We start from the raw sequence: 16,871 nt of genomic DNA on the forward strand, positions 1-16,871 counted from the left end.
TGCGCTAGCCGCTCCGCTTGCGCGCCAGGATTGCGCGATAGGTCTTGATCATTGGCGCTTCGAGCATACGGCCCTTATGGCGGACCGCCTTGCCGCCGGTTTCCTCGTAAACCCGCAAGGCTTCTTCTGCTTCTGCGACCTGCTCAGCGGTGGGCGCGAACACGTCCTCAATCATGGGAACCTGTTTGGGATGGATCGCGGCCTTGGCGGTGATCCCGATGCTGCGCGCCAGTTCGCATTCGCGCCGCAAGCCGTCCTCGTCATCGAGATGGATATAGGGCACATCGATCAGCGGCTTGCGCGCCTCTGCACAAGCGAGGATCAATTCCTGGCGCGCTGCCAAGAGCGGCTCCCACGAAACAGCGACTTGCAGTTCACCGGAGAAATCCGCCCCACCGAACATCAGCGCGGCAACCTTGGCATGGCTTGTGATCGCCAAGGCGCTGCGCAGCCCGCGCGGGGTTTCGATCAGCGGAAGCAGGTCCGGACAGCGCTCGCCCAGCGCGCGCGCTACAATGTCCAGCTCGACTTCGCTCTCCACCATCGGGATCATGAGCGTCTCTGGAAGCACATCCGATTGCGTCAGCGCAGCAAGATCGCGAATGCCTTCCGGGGTAGTCACCGCATTGATGCGGATCGCGAAGCCTTCGCCTGCATCGCGCACCTGCTTGAGGGCTGCTTCACGCGCGGTTTCCTTGTCCGCTGGCCCAACTGCATCTTCGAGGTCAATGATCACCAGCCCGGCGCCAGCTGCAGCGGCCTTGGGAAAACGCTCCGGCCGTGATCCGGGCACGAACAACAGACTTGATGCGGCGAACATATCCGGGTGAGCTCCTCTCGTTCCAATCTGCGCAAATTGCACAAGCAGCTTTAGCGCTCCCGCGCAATCATGGAGGCATATTGCGGCTGAAACCTGATGCGGGCGAGACTAGTATCAGAAGACCGGTTTTACATTGCCGAGAAACGCCGTGATCATCAGCAGGATATAGACTGCCCAGACCCAGACCCGTGTCCGATCCATCGTCTTCCTCAGCGGGATCTCTGTCTCGTCGCTTGATCCCTGCTGCATCACTGCCGCAAGCTGAGCGCCGACCGGCTTGAAGCTGACATCGATCATGATCGCGGCAACGAAGATCAAGCCGAACATCAGCGCTTTCCAGGCGAGCCAGTCAGGCATCAGCGGGCCATCGGTCAGCAGGCTCTGACCACCCAGCCACAGGTAGAAGCCGCCGATCAGCCAACGCAGCCAGCCTTCGATGGCGCGATTGCGGGCCGCGCGCGGCGTCATGTCGTGCTTGTGCGAATCCCACACTAGCCACAGCCAGAACAGACCGATGATCCAGGCGCCAGCAAGCAACACAATGGGCACATCCCACCAATTGCCCATGTCGACCACACTCAGCGAAAGCGGAACCATCAGCGCCCATGCGCTTCGCGGGACCATGTCGATCTCGACCAGCAGCTTCAGCAGGGCAATCCGCTGCTCGAGCGTGTAGTCCCCGCGCCGGCGAAAATGCTGCCCAAGCACGAATACTCCGACATCAGCTCCAAGCCACAGCACGAACAGCAGCAGATGCACATAAACCAGTGTGGGATAGGCTAAATCACCAAGGCTCATAATCGCTCCTCGAGCAGTGAATCGAAACAGTGTTGCCCAAGCGCCGCAGACCACGACATAATATTGCTTGTACCGGGGCAAATTGCATTGTTTGGCTTGACAAGCAAGCCTTTGTCCGGACAAATTTATCCAAGACAGGAAATCATAACGAATCTGGCCATCCAAGGCTGGCCGAAGACACTCAAAAGCCGCTTTTCCAGGGAAGGAAAACTCTTCATGACACTTCGTAGTTCCAAATCACTGGCTTTGGCTGGGACATGCTCTGCGCTTGCTCTGGCTGCATTTGCATCGCCTGCAATGGCGCAAGACGATGCCGCACCGCAGGAAGCTGAAGAGCAAAGCGGCGTCAGCACCATTATCGTTACCGCACAGCGCCGCGAGGAAAGCGTTCAGGACGTTCCTATCGCGATCAGCGCCTTCAACCAGGAAACGCTGGAGCAACGCGGCATCGGCACCGCCCTGGAGGTCGCGCAATTCGTTCCAAACCTGGTTGGTCTCAACAACACCGGTCTCGGGACAGCAAACGCCTATTACCTGCGCGGCATCGGCAACACGGAATCCATCGCGACCTTTGACCCTCCGATCGGCACCTATGTCGACGACATCTATCTCTCGCGCCAGAACGCCAACAACCTCTCCTTCTTCGACGTTGAACGGGTCGAGGTTCTGCGCGGTCCGCAAGGCACGCTGTTCGGGCGCAACACGACGGGTGGTGCCGTCAACGTCTTCCTCGCCGAGCCTGGCGATGAAGTCGCTGGCTATGCCGAGATTGGCTATGGTTCCTATGATCGCAAGCTGGCACGCGCTTCGATTGACATTCCATTGGCTGAGACATTCGCAATCAAGCTGTCGGGCTACTGGCAGAACGATGATGGCTGGGCCAAGAACGTCATTACTGGCGAGCGCACCAACGAGAACGATGGCTGGGGCGTGCGTCTGGGCCTGCGGGGCGAGCTGTCTGACACGGCGCGCTGGACCGGCTCCTACATCCACACCTATGCCGACAGCGCGAACCTGCTGAACTTCGACTGCGATCCGCTCGCCGCGCAGGAGCTCAATATCCCTGACGATTGCGATGGCCGCTTTGTGGCTACCGGCATGACCGAGAACGGCAACTTCACCAATGCCTTCCTGGGTGACCTGCTGACCGGTCGAAAGAATGATTTCGGCCTTGGCAACCAGACACGGATGAATTTCGTGTCGTCCAACTTCGAATTCGAGCTGAGCCCTGAATGGTCGGTCAACATCATCAGCGGCTTTGTCGATATCGGGCAGAAATTCGCGCTCGACTTTGCTGACGGCCGCGGCCTGCCAAGCACTTCGAACCCGATCCCGCCGGTCATCGGGTTCACCTATGGCGGCTTCACCATCGCCAATGATGGCGAGCACACGCAGTACACGCAGGAAATCAAGCTCAACGGTTCGCTCGGCGATGGTCTGATCGACCTGGTGGGCGGTGTGTACTACTTCAAGGAAGAGAACCGCACCGACTTCGGCGACATCTTCTCGCTCCCGATCGTCTTTCCGCTTCCGGACGGTTATCCGCTGCTGCTGGCGGACCGCGTGATCAACAACGAAGCAGAAGCGTGGGCGGGTTATGTCCAGGCGGACGTGAATGTAACCGATCAGCTCACGCTGACTGCCGGCATTCGCTATACCGACGAAGAGAAGACCTTCGACATCCGCGACAATCGCAACCGTCTTGGCGGCAATCTGTGCATTGGTCCGGGCCAGTTCGGCCCCTCCACCTGCATCGACACTGCCAACCTTTCAGTGAATGTCACACCGCGCGATGCGGCGGGCAATCCGACTGGCCCGGCGGCCCCGGTCGCCATTCCGTCAAAGCAAAGCGTCGGTGTCTGGACTCCGCGTTTTGCCATCAACTACGATGTGAGTGACGATGTTCTGCTGTTCGCCAGTGCCACACGTGGCTTCAAGTCTGGTGGTTGGAACGCACGCGGCACCGCACCGGCGGAGCTTCTTCCGTTCGCGCCTGAAAAGGCATGGAGCTATGAGGCCGGGTTCAAGAGCACGCTGTTCGATCGGCTGCTGCAACTCAACGTCACGGCCTTCTGGCTCGATGTTGGCGGTCTGCAAACGCCATCCGCGTTTACCCGCGCTGACGGCTCGCTTGCCTTCATCACCCGCAACTTCGCCGACTATCGCAACAAGGGTATCGAAGTCGAACTGACCGCCGCGCCGGCGGATGGGTTCAACCTGTTTGCCGCAATCGGTTACCAGGATGACAAGTATCGGCTTGATAGCGATGCCGCTCCGTTCGATGAATACGGCATCAAGTCCGTGGGACGACAGCTCAGCGATTGTCGGGCGCAACTTGCTCTTGGCCTGATCCCGAATACGAGCGGTGCAGACAACGCGCCTGACTGTGGTGTTGGTATTGTCTCGCCGCTTGGCGAGCTGGCCGAACCAGTGCGTACGCCCGATTGGACGGTGGCTCTCGGGGGAAGCTATGACGTCGAATTCGGTGACTTCACCTTCACGCCTGCGATGAATGCAAGCTGGCGCTCGAAGAGCGAGGTCGGCACCAGCGAGGTGACGCTGTATGACGGCGATGTTCTCGGCCCGAATTCCGGCAATACCTATCCGGCTAACACCATCGGCCTGGGCGACTTCATCGACCCGCTGTCAGGCTCATTCAGCGACGATCGCTGGATCGTGAACGCCTCGGTAACGCTATCCAATGTCGCGGGCTGGTCACTGGTTGCGGAGTGCAAGAACTGCTTCGATGAAGAAGCCATCGAATCCGCACTCGCTAACTACGGCTATCTGAATTCGCCGCGGACATGGACGCTCAGAGCCAAGTTCGACTTCTGATGCAATCCGGCCGTTTGTTGAAAGCGGCCATCGGGGGGCTGGCGCTGATCGCAGCGCCAGCCCCTCCCGCTTTGGCGGATGAGACACCTCAACGCGCCAGCGAATTCGGTGCCGCGCCATGGACGGAAGCGGTCGTCAGCGTCACCGATCTCGATGCAAGCTCTGCATGGCTGATCGAGGACGGTGGCTGGCGGGTCGTCGCTGAAGGGCCCGTCCATCGCGGCGAACTCGATTACTGGCGATTGCCCGCCGCAGTCACCGCGCAGTTCCGCAAGATCTGCGCGGCTGAAGCTGACACAGGCTGCATTCGCTTCGTCCGCTTCGATGGCGTTGAAGACCAACGGCCGATCCGCCTGACCGCGCGGCCCTGGGACACCGGCGGAATCTTCTCCATCATGCTGCGCAGCGAGGATACGCAGGCGCTGTATGATGCCGCAATTGCGCGCGGCTGGTGGGCGGAAAGCGAGCCCTATCGCTTCAGCTTCGGCGGATCGGACCTGGTCAATGTCGTTGTGCAAGGGCCGCACGGGGTCAATTACGCACTTTACCAGCGCGAGGCCCCTCCCTTTACTGGCTTTCCGATTGGCCGGCTGAGCCAGGCCTTCAACACCATGCGGATGGTGAAGGATCAACCGGCAAGCCTCGCTTTCTATCGCGATATCCTCGGCCTGAAGGTGTTGTTCGACTATCCCTTTACCGACCCCCAGCCGCGCTCCAACAATTTTTCGGTTCCCGCCAATCTTGCCACCACGCTGGTGCGCCGCGCCGCGGTCGTCCAGCCGGATTTGCCGGGCGAAACAGGCCGGATCGAAGTGATGCAGTTCGAAGGGTTTACTGGCCGCGATCTCTCTGCGTACGCCTCGCCGCCCAATCTCGGGATTATCTCCGTACGCTATCCGGTCGAGCGGCTTGGCGACTATTACAGCTTTCTCCAACAGCAGGGTGTAGGCTTTGCCTATGCGGCGGACCAGGTAACAATCCCCGCACTTGGAAAAGTAGACATTATCGCAGTCCGCGATCCCGACGGCAATCTCACGGAATTCTACCATGCGTATTAGCGCGCTTGCCCTGGCCGGTTTGGCTAGCTGCGCGCAGCCGCTCGCGGCGCAGGACGTCGACGAGAATTTCGAACGCCGCTGGGAGAGTCTGGCAGCCGGCGGATACCAGCCGCTTACGATCCCGGTCGACTGGTACGATCCGGTGGCCGAGGTCGCTGGCGATCCGCAAGCCTATCAGCTTGCAACACCTGAAGAGGCCGGGATCGCGCCAACCGCGATTGTAGCGGCGGAAGCCTGGGCAAAGGCGCAGAATTCGACTGCGCTGATCGTCGCGCGCGATGGCAGGATCGTGCATGAACGCTATTGGCAAGGCTCTGGCCGCGACACTCTGTTCAACCCGCAAAGCATGTCGAAGACCCTCACCGCGATGCTGGTCGGAACCGCCATTGCGCGCGGCGAGATCGCGAGCGTTGAGGAGCCGATCAGCACTTACATTGCCGAATGGGCAGACGATCCGCGCGGGCAAATTCCCTTGCGCCACATGCTGTGGATGGCGAGCGGGCTAGAGCAAGGCGATGATGGCTATGGCTATCAGGTCACGCGCGATAATCCGATCGTGCGACATTCGCTGGGCAGCGATTTCACCGACCGGCTCCTGACCCTCCGGCAGATCGGCCCATCAGGCGAAACTTTCGACTACAACAACCAGGTCAACCAGTTGATTGGCATGGTGCTCGAACGTGCCAGCGGCAAGGATTACGAGACGCTGCTATCGGAACGCATCTGGCAACCGCTCGGCCTTGCCCATGCCAAGATGCCGCTCGACCGCGAAGGCGGGATGGTGCTGTCGAGCTGCTGTGTCCTGTCGCGCCCGATTGACTGGGTGCGGATCGGGGGGCTTTTCCTTGCTGCGGAAAAGGTCGGCGCACGCGGCATTGTTCCGGTTGAGTGGCTTGCTGAAATGATCGCGCCCTCACCCGGCTACAAGGGATATGGCTACCAGGTCTGGGTCGGCAACCAGAACATCGGCGGAGAACGCCCGCCGGGCGTGCCCCTGATCCCGTGGCAGAGTGAAGCCTTTGCTGCACCCCAGGTCATTATGCTGCACGGCCATGGCGGCCAGCGGACTTATGTGATGCCGGACAAGGGCCTCGTCATTATCCGCGCAGCGAGAGATTGGCCGGAGGCATGGGACGATGCGGTGCTTCCCAATGTGATATGGTGGGGGTCAAGCGCCACAAAAGGAGTGATTGAGTGAGCACGACAACACCATCGGCGACAGAGCAGCGCGGTGAATTTGCGATGGGCTGGAAAGTCTTGCTGGCGGCGCTGATCGGCGTCGCCTGCGGTGCTTCGCCAATCCCCTTCAACACGTTCGGCTTTGTCCTTGAACCGATCCACCAGGAAACGGGGTGGGGCTATGGCCAGATCAGCGCTTCGCTGATGTTCTATGGCATCACCGGAGCGCTGCTTGCGCCAGTGTTTGGCTGGATGGCGGACAAATACGGCGTGCGTAAAGTCGCGATCGGATCATCCTTTGCATTCGGTCTCACATTTGCAGCACTCGGCATTGCGCCAGCCTCTATCATCGGCTTTTACTTCCTGTGGTTCCTGATGGGGTTTGTCAGCATCGGCTCGACCCCGGTAGGCTGGAGCCGCGCCATCAACCTGTGGTTTTTCAAGAACCGGGGACTTGCGCTGGGCATCATGTTGCTCGGCACGAGCCTTGCGGCACTGGTCGTTCCGCGGATCGCAGTCTGGTCGATCGAGGAATTTGGCTGGCGCGGCATGTTCCCCACGGTCGCCTTGCTACCCTTGCTGATCTCCATCCCCTTTGCCCTGATCTTTTTCCGTGAACCGCGGAGTGAAGAAATGCCGGCAGAAATCCGCGATGGCGGGGACTTGACCGGTGTCTCTCTCACACAAGCCATGCGCGGTGTCCGCTTCTGGATCATCTTCGCATCCATCGTCCTGATTTCGGTCGCTTATGGCGGCGCGCATATCCACATGCCCGAGATCATCAAGCAGCACGGGCTGACCACAGAGGATGGCGCTTCGATCATGGGTATGATCGGCATTGCCCTGCTTTCAGGCCGTCTGATTACGGGTTTCCTTCTGGACCGTTTCTGGGCGCCGCTGGTGTGCGTCCCGATCCTGGTGGTCCCGGCGATCGCCTGCTTTATGCTGATGGGCACATCGACTGACGCGGTGGTGATCTATTTTGCAGCCTTCATGCTCGGTTTTGCAGCGGGTGCAGAAAGCGACCTAATCGCGTTCCTTGCAGGACGCTATTTCGGGATGGCGCATTACGGCAAGATCTACGGCATGCTGTACCTGCCCTTTGGTGTCTGCTCGGCGATCTCCCCCACCCTTTACGGATGGGTTCGCGATGCGACCGGCAATTACGACGGCATGCTGTTTGCCGCGATGATCATGTTCCCGATGGGAGCGGTCCTGCTCTTGTTCCTCGGAGCCTATCCGACCTTCTCGAAGGACTCGTCGAAAATCCACCCCCAACCGGAGCTTGCATGATGGCAACTCTTGCTGAACCAACCCTCATCGACAATCTCAGGCGCAGCGGCGCTGAAGTTATCGACGACCCGGACTCGCTCGATTTCTTCGCACATGACATCTACACGCGCGGGGCTGATCTTGCCGCGGTCGTACGGCCGAAAAGCAAGGAGCAGCTCGCCGCAGCGGTAAAGGCTGCAACCGATGCCGGCCACGCTGTCGCACCGCGCGGCGGAGGCATGAGCTACACCAGCGGCTACATCCAGGATGCGCCGGGCACCGTGCTGTTCGACCTTGCCGCGATGAACCGCGTGCTCGACATCAACGAAGCGGACATGACCGTCACGGTCGAGGCCGGCTGCACCTGGGCAACGCTGTACGAAGCGCTGAAGCCCAGGGGCCTGCGCACGCCCATGTGGGGAACACTTTCAGGCCTCAAGGCGAGCATCGGCGGCGGGATGAGCCAGAACGGCATCTTCTGGGGCTCCAGCAAGCATGGCACCGCGGCGCTCAGCTGTGTGTCGCTCGAAGTGGTGCTGGCCGATGGCACGATCATGCGCACGGGGAGCGAATTTACCCGGCCTTATGGCCCGGACCTCACCGGCCTGTTCTGCGGCGACACGGGCGCGCTCGGGATCAAGGCGACGGTAACCTTGCGCTTGGTGCGCGAAGCCAAATGCCACGGCTATGCGAGCTTTGTGTTTGACGATCATGCGAGCTGGCTTGCGGCTTCATCCGAAATCGAGCGCAGCGAAATCGCCACTGAATGCTTTGGCTTCGACCCGAACCTGAACGCGCTCAGAATGAAGCGTGAGAGCCTTGCCAGCGATGCCAAGCAGCTTGTCGGCATGATGAGGCAGCAGGGCGGGCTGCTGAAAGGTCTGAAAGAGGGCGCGAAGGTCGCGCTGGCCGGACGCGATTTCCTCAAAGACGCGAAGTTTTCCCTCCACGTTCTGACCGAAGGCCGCATTCAGGCTGCTGCTGATGCCGACATCGAGGCCGCGCGCGCAATCGCGAAGCAGAATGGCGGGCGCGAGGTCGAGAACACCATCCCCAAGATCGTCCGCGCCAATCCGTTTGGGCCCCTGAACTCGATGCTCGGCCCGGATGGCGAGCGCTGGGCGCCGATCCACGGCCTGCTGCCGCACAGCAAGGCGCAGGGCTGCTACGACGCGATCAACGCGCTGTTCGACACACACCGCGCGGAGATGGACAGGCTCGGCCTCCATATCGGAACTCTGGTGGCCAATGTCGGCGGGCAGGGCGTGATTATCGAGCCATGCATCTACTGGCCCGATGCGAGCAATCCGCTGATCCGCGACACGGTGGAAGACGCGCATCTGAAGCGCCTGCCAGTGCTGGAGGCCAACGCGGAAAGCTGGGCGCTGACGCAGAAGCTAAAACAGGCGCTGGTGGACCTGTTCTTCGAACACAAGGCGGTGCATTTCCAGATCGGACGCGCCTATCGCTATCGTGACAGCCTTGACCCGGCGGCAAATGCACTTCTGAAATCGGTCAAGCAAAAGGTCGATCCGCGCGGGCTGATGAATCCAGGATCGCTTGGGCTTTAAGCGTGTGGGAAGCCGACCGGAGGCGAGCGATGGCAGCAGGGCTTTGCACGGCCCTTGCGAGCGCTGCGCCTCTTTCGGCCAGACAGGAAGATGATGTGACAGACACAGCCACCTATTCCGCCATCGCCATGCAGCTGACTGCACGCTCGCTGGAGCGACTGCCCGACGAAGCGGCCGCTCGCCAAGCGATGCTCGATCACATCGCGGAACTGGAAGGGCCGATCCGCACCAGCGCGATCTTCGTCACGCAATATGCGGGCAAGCCGGTGAAGCTCGCGGTGCTGCCGGAATATCTCTTCACCTCCTATCCGGGGCGGATTTCGATCCCGGACTTTGCGAGACGCGTCGGCTGGGCGGCAGGCGGTCCGGAATACGAAGCGCTCGGCACGCTGGCGCAGAAACTCGGTATGTTCATCGCCGGCAATGCGTATGAGAGCGACGCAGCGTTCCCCGATTTCTATTTCCAGACGAGCTTTGTGGTTGCGCCGAATGGCGACACGGTGCTGCGTTACCGCCGCTTGATCTCCATGTTCGCACCGAGCCCGCACGATGTGTGGGAGAAATATCTCGACACATATGGGCTGGAGGCGGTGTTCCCCGTCGCCAAGACCGAAATCGGCAATCTCGCCGCGATTGCGTCCGAAGAAATCCTCTATCCCGAGATCGCGCGCGCGCTCGCTTTGCGCGGGGCAGAGCTGTTCTGCCATTCCTCCTCCGAAGTCGGCAGCCCGATCGCGACCAATAAGGACGTGGCAAAACAGGCGCGCGCCTTCGAAAACCTCGCCTATGTCGTCTCCGCCAACACCGCAGGGATTTCCGGCACGGCGATGCCGCTCAGCAGTGCGGAGGGGAACAGCCAGGTGGTCGATTTCAAGGGCCGCGTCATCGCGCAATCGGGCGATGGCGAGACCTTCACAGCGTTCGCCAACATCGACCTGCGCGCCCTTCGCGAAGCGCGCCGCACGCCGGCGATGACGAACTATCTCGCGCGGCAACGCCCGGCTTTGTGGGCAGAGGCCTATGCGGCGGCGGCGGAGAACTTCCACGGGGCTGACGGGATGATGGCGGACGGCAAGCCCGCGATCCCCGAACGCGACTATTTCAAGCGTGCGCAGGAACGCGTGATCGAGCGACTGGATAAGGCCGGGATCATTTAGAGCATGGCTCGCTATCAAGAGTCATTGCGAGCGACCAACGGGAGCGCGGCAATCCAGGGGCGGTCGCTGGATTGCTTCGTCGCTCACGCTCCTCGCAATGACGAATTCGAAGAGAGGATCACATGAAGCACAGGAACGTTCGCGGGAAGCTCCGCTACACCTCGGTCAAGCCGGAAATGATGGGGCAGGAGCGCGGGCGCGAGTGGTTCAACTTCTCGCACCACGCCGATGGCTCGGTGATCATGCGCGCGCAGTGCGAGATCGAGGAGCCGGACCCGACTGTCCTGCGTGACATCACCTATCACATCGGGCCCAATATGGTCCCGCAGAACCTGCTGGTGCACATCACGCTGGGCGATGAATTCTGCGGTTCGGGCTGGATGCGCAACGACGCGGAAAATGCCCAGATCATCTGCGAGAGTTACGGCCCCTCGATTGGCCGCAATTCGGAAGTGCGCGATGCGGAAGGGCCGTTCGACGGCTTCGGCACGCACCCGATCGTGGGCGACGGGTTCCTGACGAAGATCATGGACACCGGCAAAGGCCCGCACCGTCGCAAGATCCGCACTTTCCTCCCCTCACCCGATCATCGCGGCGCATCTCCGCCGAAGATTTCCGTGGTCGAAATGACGCTCGAATATGTCGGCGAGGAAGAAAAGAGCTGCGAAGCGGGCACTTTCGCCTGCCACCACTTCCGCTTCGTCGATGACAGCGATGATGGGATGGGCGGCAAGAAGCACCCCGATTACGACATGTGGGTGACGGCAGACGAGGACGCAGTGCTCGTCTACGGCTCAATCGACGGGTATATGATGAACCGCTACGAACTGGTCGAACTGGAGCGGGGGTGAGGGAGTCAGACTTCACGTCTGAAACTGGGTGGAAAGCGGTCTTTTGGCTTTAGCAATAGCTGCGCTCAACTCCGCGAACGGTATTGAACTTTCAAATTCACGGGGCTTGCAAGGACCAATCGGTACTGTGGTTCGGAGGCGTTGCGCGTCCACGATTGCTGCGCCCGCGATTTCCTCGGCGCGTGTGGCAATTTGCAAAGAAGAGGGTCGCTTGGACGCCGTCGATATTGCTTGTCCCTCGGAAGCGAGTTTGCTTAATTTTGAAATATGTCACTGTCGAGAAGATTACCTACGTGAGTAACATCCAAACTATCATGTGGCCCCAAAATCGACCAGGTGACGACTTATTCGACTGCTTGGCCATTAGAGCCAGGCTTCTTCGATTTGCATCACGATGTAAGCTCGAACCAACCCGGTTTGCGCAACCGATTGTGATCGTAGTACACAAAGCGTGGGTTTAGACTGCTCGTCCGAAGGTGTGCCTAGCATGCAATGTCCTTTCTTCGATCTTCAGAGAGACCGGTTAGTGGGCTTGCCCATTAAGCGATTTTTCATTCTATACTTAGCCTTTCCGCTTGCGCTTTCAATTTTCCTTGGTGTGCGAGGAAATCTGATAGTGATCGATTTCAGTATTTGGATGTCGATCCTGCTCATCACGAGCTTTAATCTACCATTCTATCTGCTGGCCGCACTGCTTACTTATTTAACTCTCTCGGGCCTGCGTATTACGGCTTGGCCGCCCGCTATTGCTTTATTTTGTGGTGGGGTAGCGGCGCTAGGTCTTGGATTTCTCTATACTGCTTCTTACACTTGGCTTATCTCCGGAGTGTTTCCGGTTCTGGCCGAACGGATGTCGAGTGAAGGCGTCGGGTACATTGAAGGGACGCTATTTTTCATCGCCACGCCTAGCGGGATGAGTTTTCTGCCAATCTGGATTGCCCTACATTTCGTTTACGAGTGGGGTTCAAAGGATGTGCTTTTCTTCCCATTCCTTGCAAGCCGAAGCGTAGCCGATGCGCGGAGTGGCAGCGCCGATGCCGAAAGATCCATATTTCTTGAAAGGGTGCCCAAGCATTTGCGGCGAGACATTATCGCTATGGCAGCCAGCGAGCATTATGTTGATGTCTACTCCCAAGGTGGCGAGAGCAAAGTGCTCTATCGCTTTGGAGATGCGGCCAGAGAGATGGAGAGGCTTGGGATTGGCCTAAGAGTGCACCGTTCCTATTGGGTGGCCAAGAATGCGATCACAAGACTAAGCGGTAAGGGGCGCTTACGCCAACTCGATCTTCCAAATGGCATGACAGTTCCGGTCAGCCAAGCCCATTTACCCAAAGTGCAGGCAATCATTGATGCGAGAAAATCGGACCAGAATTAGGGGTTGATCGATACTGGGTTTGCGCAATCATGCTTCTTCAACGCTCAATTAGCGATCAATGATGCAGATTGATGCTTCTTAAACGGAAAAATTCTCGCACTGCGGTTGAGAGTTTTTAACGCGAAACATCCTGAAATCTCCTGACATAATTTCTTTGTTAGGGGTAGGTCAGAAGTATCTATCCGGAATGAGCTTGGCACCCGAAGAAGGGTAATCTGAGAAATGGGAAGCGGCTGGAGCCGCTCGGGTAGGAGGTCAAAATTATGAGGAAATTTCGTACCACAGCGTTGGGAAGTGCCGCCTCGCTGGCAATCGCAAGTCCAGCCTTCGCACAGCAGGACGCCGCAGCGGAGGACGAGAGTGCCCAAACAAGCGGGAATGTCATTATAGTCACGGCTCGTAAGACGGAAGAGCGGCTTCAGGACGTCCCATTGGCCATAGCGGCATTCAACTCAGAGGATATCCGTGAACGGCAAGTCCGCGATTTAAACGACATTTCAAAATTCACTCCCGGCCTCAACTTCGAAGCCTATCTCGGCAGCGCGGGCACGCCGGTAATTCGCGGCGCTTCGCAGCAACGCATCACTGACCTCGACCAAAATGTTTCGACCTTCTTCGACGGCATTTATCTTCCGCGCAGTTATGTCATCAATCCGGGTGTAATTGGCCTAGAGCGCGTCGAAGTGGTCAAAGGGCCACAGAGCGCGCTATATGGCAGAAATGCGTTTTCGGGCGCAATCAACTACGTCTCAAGAAGGCCAGGCAATGAATGGCGTGGTTCTGTCGAAGGAACGGTCGGCATTTACGAGCGGCTCGATGCCATCGCAGAAGTCGGTGGCCCTCTTGTCGAGGACAAACTCTTCATACAGATTGGCGCAGGTTATAGCACCTTTGACGGCGATCAGCTCAACGGTCACCCCAATGCCGACATCGACATTTCGCCAGGATCGCCAGGACGATTGGGTGGCTGGGAAAACAAGTCGTTTCAAGGTCGTCTTGTGTTCACGCCGACCGAGACTCTTAGTCTTGATTTCGGGGCCTACCATTTTGATACGCTTGTGGAATCGCCAGCTGTCATTCAGCGCAAGCGTTCCGATGGCGATGCAATCGGTGCCACCAACTGCGGCGCGATCTTAGGCGGCAATCCGGCATTCTTCTGTGGTGAACTGCCATTCCGGTTCCAGCCGCTGCCCGGCGGCGCCGAACCGTCGGTGGCCAATGTAGATCCGCGCAATATCGGGCTCGAATCCAAGAGCACCATCTTGGTCGGCCAGGCCGATTGGGAGGCCGCCGATGACCTGACCTTTTCCTATGATTATGGCTACGTCAAATCCGATGCCATTTCCGGTGGATCGAGCGACACCGACCCGGTCCTCGGCACATTCAACCCCTTCAACCCGACAGTCTTAGGCAATCAGTTCCAGATCTCCCCCGTCGGCGATGTGAAGTACTGGTCACATGAGATGCGCGCGGAATATTCACCGACCGGTGGGCTGAATGTCATGATCGGCGGCATCTACTCGAGGCTGAACGATTTCGACACATTCCCGCTGTCGTTCGGACTGCCACTTCTCGATACCCAGCCTTATGACTTATCCAGTCCAGACTTCATAACCCTGACAAGGGTGAGATCAATAGTGAAGACCAAGGCAATCTTTGGCCGTATCAACTGGGAGGTGATTGACCAGCTGCGCCTCGGCGTCGAGGCGCGCTACCAGTGGGAGGATAAGACGGTCACCAGCGGCCCGACTACCTTTAACCCGACGGTTTCGGTCCAAGATGGCGATTGGAAGCAGTTCACGCCGCGCTTTACCGCTGATTACCGTGTTAGCGAAGACAGCATGCTCTACATAAGCGTTGCGAATGGCAAAAAGGCCGGCGGCTTCAACGGTGCCGCCTTTGTCGAAGAAGAAAAGACTTTCGATCCTGATAACAATTGGACTTATGAAATCGGCACTAAGAATACGTTCGCAAATGGAGCAATAACGTTAAACGCGGCACTGTTCTACATTGATTGGAATAACCGGCAGGTTTCTGTCACCGGCACGCCAGCGCCTGGCTCCCCTCCGGGAATTACAGGACCGGCTCTCATCGGCAATGCCGGCAAATCCAGCGTCAAGGGCTTCGAGATCGACACAGTTTTTGCGGTCAATCCGAATATCAACCTTCGTGCTGGTTTCTCTTACAACGATGCCAAGTATGACGACGGGGTGATTGATACTCGGTTGCGCGATATCGGCTTCTGCGACGATGTTGCATGCCCTGCAGATGGCGACGTCGGTGGCAACCAGCTTGAACGTCAGTCCAAGGTCCAGGGCTTGCTGGGGGCTGATTTTAACGCTCCGATTAGTGGAGCAATTGAAGGCTTTGGCGGCCTCGATGTTAGCTATAAGTCGAAGCAGTATGCGGATTCCGTGAACTTGGCATTTCTTCCCAGCAGAACGCTCGTGGATGCGAGGGCTGGCATCCGTGGTGACAACTGGTCATTGACCATGTGGGCAAAAAACCTGTTCAACAAGCAGTACGCGGCCTCGTCATTTGCGATATTCTTTCCCACCGAGACGGTGTACGTTCCCATCAAGGGAGCGAACCGTACTGTGGGCCTGACAGGAAGATTCGACTTCTGAACCCTCATGCTGCGTGTCGCAATTTTGACTGCTCTTATCATCGGAGCTTCGGCCTGCGCCCAAGCAACAGTGATCTCCGCAGACTCTCAAAGAGCACAGGTTTACGCTTCGGGACCGACCGAGCCAGGCGGCTATGAAACGATGCCGGAAGGAATTGCCGATCCCGACATCGCGATAGCTCATTGGAGCTTTTCAGACCCGGTGTATCTTTGGCGGATCACTTCTGCGCCGAAAAATGCTTTCGAGCCACCTCACTATTTCTACTGGCCCGATGCCGTTATCGAGGGAGAGCCGGGGCCGTTCCTCCCTGCCGCCAGCAACCCTGCGATTTCATCCGAAGCTCTTGAGCAAATTCGTACTTGGGCGCGCGAGAAGCGGTCGAACGCGCTCATCGTCGCTCATCGCGGCGAGATCGTACTTGAGCAATACTGGAACGGCATGACTGGCGAAACGCTCGCCAACGGTCGCGCCATGACTCGTTCGATGGCTCCTCTAGTGCTGGGCTTCGCGTTAGCTGATGGGAGCCTGTCACTCGACGATCCGATCGGCAAGTACATTGCAGCGTGGGCGGACGATCCGCGCGGTCGGATTACGGTCGAGCAGGTAGCGCGAAATATCAGTGGGCTTGCTCTGCCTAAGCCAAAGCCGATTACCCAAATTCATGGAAACGATTATATGTGCCTCTTCTATTGCGGCGATGTGAATCGGGCCGCTCTGGAATTTGGACTGACTGATCAGCCTGGCACTGTTTTCAATGTCTCGGACCAGAACATGCAGGTTCTTGCCATGGTTCTGGAAGCAGCCATGAGACAGCCTATCGAGCAGGTACTGTCAGAGCGTATCTGGAAGCGGATTGGCGCGCGAGATGCGACTTTCCAACGTGATAGGCCTGGCGGGAAGGCCCGCGTGATCTGCTGTATGCGTGCATCACCGCGCGATTGGTTAAGGCTTGGTCAACTTGTGATGCGTGACGGACAATGGGAAGGTGAGCAAGTGCTACCAACTGATTGGACAAGGGCGATGGCAACGCCCTCTGCTGCGAACCCGAACCATGGAATGGGCCTGTGGCTTGGGACACCTTTTGATCCCTTGCGAACTTATTACTCTGGCCAACCCGGCGTCATCCCCATGTCAGAGCCATATCTTACAGATGATGTGCGCATCATCGAAGGGGGCGGTTTTCGTGTGCTCTACATGTCACCTTCCCATGATCTTGTGATTTTTCGGCATGGAATCTCAGTCGATGACTGGGACGGATCAGCGCTTGTCAACATGGCGATCCGCGGAATGGAGGAGTAGGAAATTGAGAGTAGCTCGGCGCTCAATCT

The 16,871-nt window shown here is 58.5% G+C and carries 12 protein-coding genes; 10 read left to right on the top strand and 2 right to left on the bottom strand.

Going from position 1 to position 16,871, the window contains the following annotated elements; genetic code table 11:
- Positions 1-4: 4 nt before the first annotated feature.
- Together ACG9DO_RS02120 and ACG9DO_RS02125 are read right to left on the bottom strand one after the other, a co-directional pair.
- Entirely contained in the window at positions 5-820 is an 816-nt protein-coding gene (locus ACG9DO_RS02120) for an HpcH/HpaI aldolase/citrate lyase family protein (protein ID WP_394730077.1), read from the bottom strand.
- A 114-nt stretch (positions 821-934) separates the two neighbouring features.
- Entirely contained in the window at positions 935-1,618 is a 684-nt protein-coding gene (locus ACG9DO_RS02125; RefSeq protein ID WP_394730078.1) for a hypothetical protein, read from the bottom strand.
- Positions 1,619-1,834: 216 nt separating this feature from the next.
- Here ACG9DO_RS02125 and ACG9DO_RS02130 point away from each other — a divergent pair, with 216 nt between their 5' ends.
- The 10 genes from ACG9DO_RS02130 to ACG9DO_RS02175 all read left to right on the top strand — a co-directional run bounded on the left by ACG9DO_RS02130 (position 1,835) and on the right by ACG9DO_RS02175 (position 16,842).
- Positions 1,835-4,453 carry a TonB-dependent receptor gene (locus ACG9DO_RS02130; protein WP_394730079.1) on the top strand — a complete coding sequence of 873 codons (2,619 nt, stop codon included), beginning with the start codon at positions 1,835-1,837 and terminating at the stop codon, positions 4,451-4,453.
- Positions 4,453-5,511: a VOC family protein gene (locus tag ACG9DO_RS02135; protein ID WP_394730080.1), complete on the top strand. Its 1,059-nt coding sequence runs from the start codon at positions 4,453-4,455 to the stop codon at positions 5,509-5,511. Before ACG9DO_RS02130 ends, ACG9DO_RS02135 begins: the two co-directional genes overlap by 1 nt.
- Positions 5,501-6,709 carry a serine hydrolase domain-containing protein gene (locus ACG9DO_RS02140; RefSeq protein WP_394730081.1) on the top strand — a complete coding sequence of 403 codons (1,209 nt, stop codon included), beginning with the start codon at positions 5,501-5,503 and terminating at the stop codon, positions 6,707-6,709. Before ACG9DO_RS02135 ends, ACG9DO_RS02140 begins: the two co-directional genes overlap by 11 nt.
- Positions 6,706-7,983, top strand: a complete 1,278-nt coding sequence (locus ACG9DO_RS02145; RefSeq protein WP_394730082.1) for an MFS transporter — start codon at positions 6,706-6,708, stop codon at positions 7,981-7,983. Before ACG9DO_RS02140 ends, ACG9DO_RS02145 begins: the two co-directional genes overlap by 4 nt.
- Positions 7,980-9,533, top strand: coding sequence for an FAD-binding oxidoreductase (locus tag ACG9DO_RS02150; RefSeq protein ID WP_394730083.1), 1,554 nt, complete (start codon positions 7,980-7,982; stop codon positions 9,531-9,533). The genes ACG9DO_RS02145 and ACG9DO_RS02150 overlap by 4 nt, the downstream gene beginning before the upstream one ends.
- A 95-nt stretch (positions 9,534-9,628) precedes the next feature.
- Positions 9,629-10,690, top strand: a complete 1,062-nt coding sequence (locus ACG9DO_RS02155) for a nitrilase-related carbon-nitrogen hydrolase (RefSeq protein WP_394730084.1) — start codon at positions 9,629-9,631, stop codon at positions 10,688-10,690.
- 122 nt (positions 10,691-10,812) lie between these two features.
- On the top strand, positions 10,813-11,541 hold the full coding sequence (locus ACG9DO_RS02160; RefSeq protein ID WP_394730085.1) for a hypothetical protein: 729 nt from the start codon (positions 10,813-10,815) through the stop codon (positions 11,539-11,541).
- A gap of 616 nt (positions 11,542-12,157) precedes the next feature.
- Positions 12,158-12,916 carry a LytTR family DNA-binding domain-containing protein gene (locus tag ACG9DO_RS02165; protein ID WP_394730086.1) on the top strand — a complete coding sequence of 253 codons (759 nt, stop codon included), beginning with the start codon at positions 12,158-12,160 and terminating at the stop codon, positions 12,914-12,916.
- Positions 12,917-13,179: 263 nt separating this feature from the next.
- Positions 13,180-15,543: a TonB-dependent receptor gene (locus tag ACG9DO_RS02170; protein WP_394730087.1), complete on the top strand. Its 2,364-nt coding sequence runs from the start codon at positions 13,180-13,182 to the stop codon at positions 15,541-15,543.
- A 141-nt stretch (positions 15,544-15,684) separates the two neighbouring features.
- A complete protein-coding gene (locus ACG9DO_RS02175; RefSeq protein WP_394730088.1) occupies positions 15,685-16,842 on the top strand; it encodes a serine hydrolase domain-containing protein in 1,158 nt (385 codons plus the stop codon).
- Positions 16,843-16,871 lie beyond the last annotated feature (29 nt).

Origin of the sequence: Altererythrobacter sp. GH1-8 (assembly GCF_043702085.1) — a bacterium.
Classification (GTDB): Bacteria; Pseudomonadota; Alphaproteobacteria; order Sphingomonadales; family Sphingomonadaceae; genus Erythrobacter.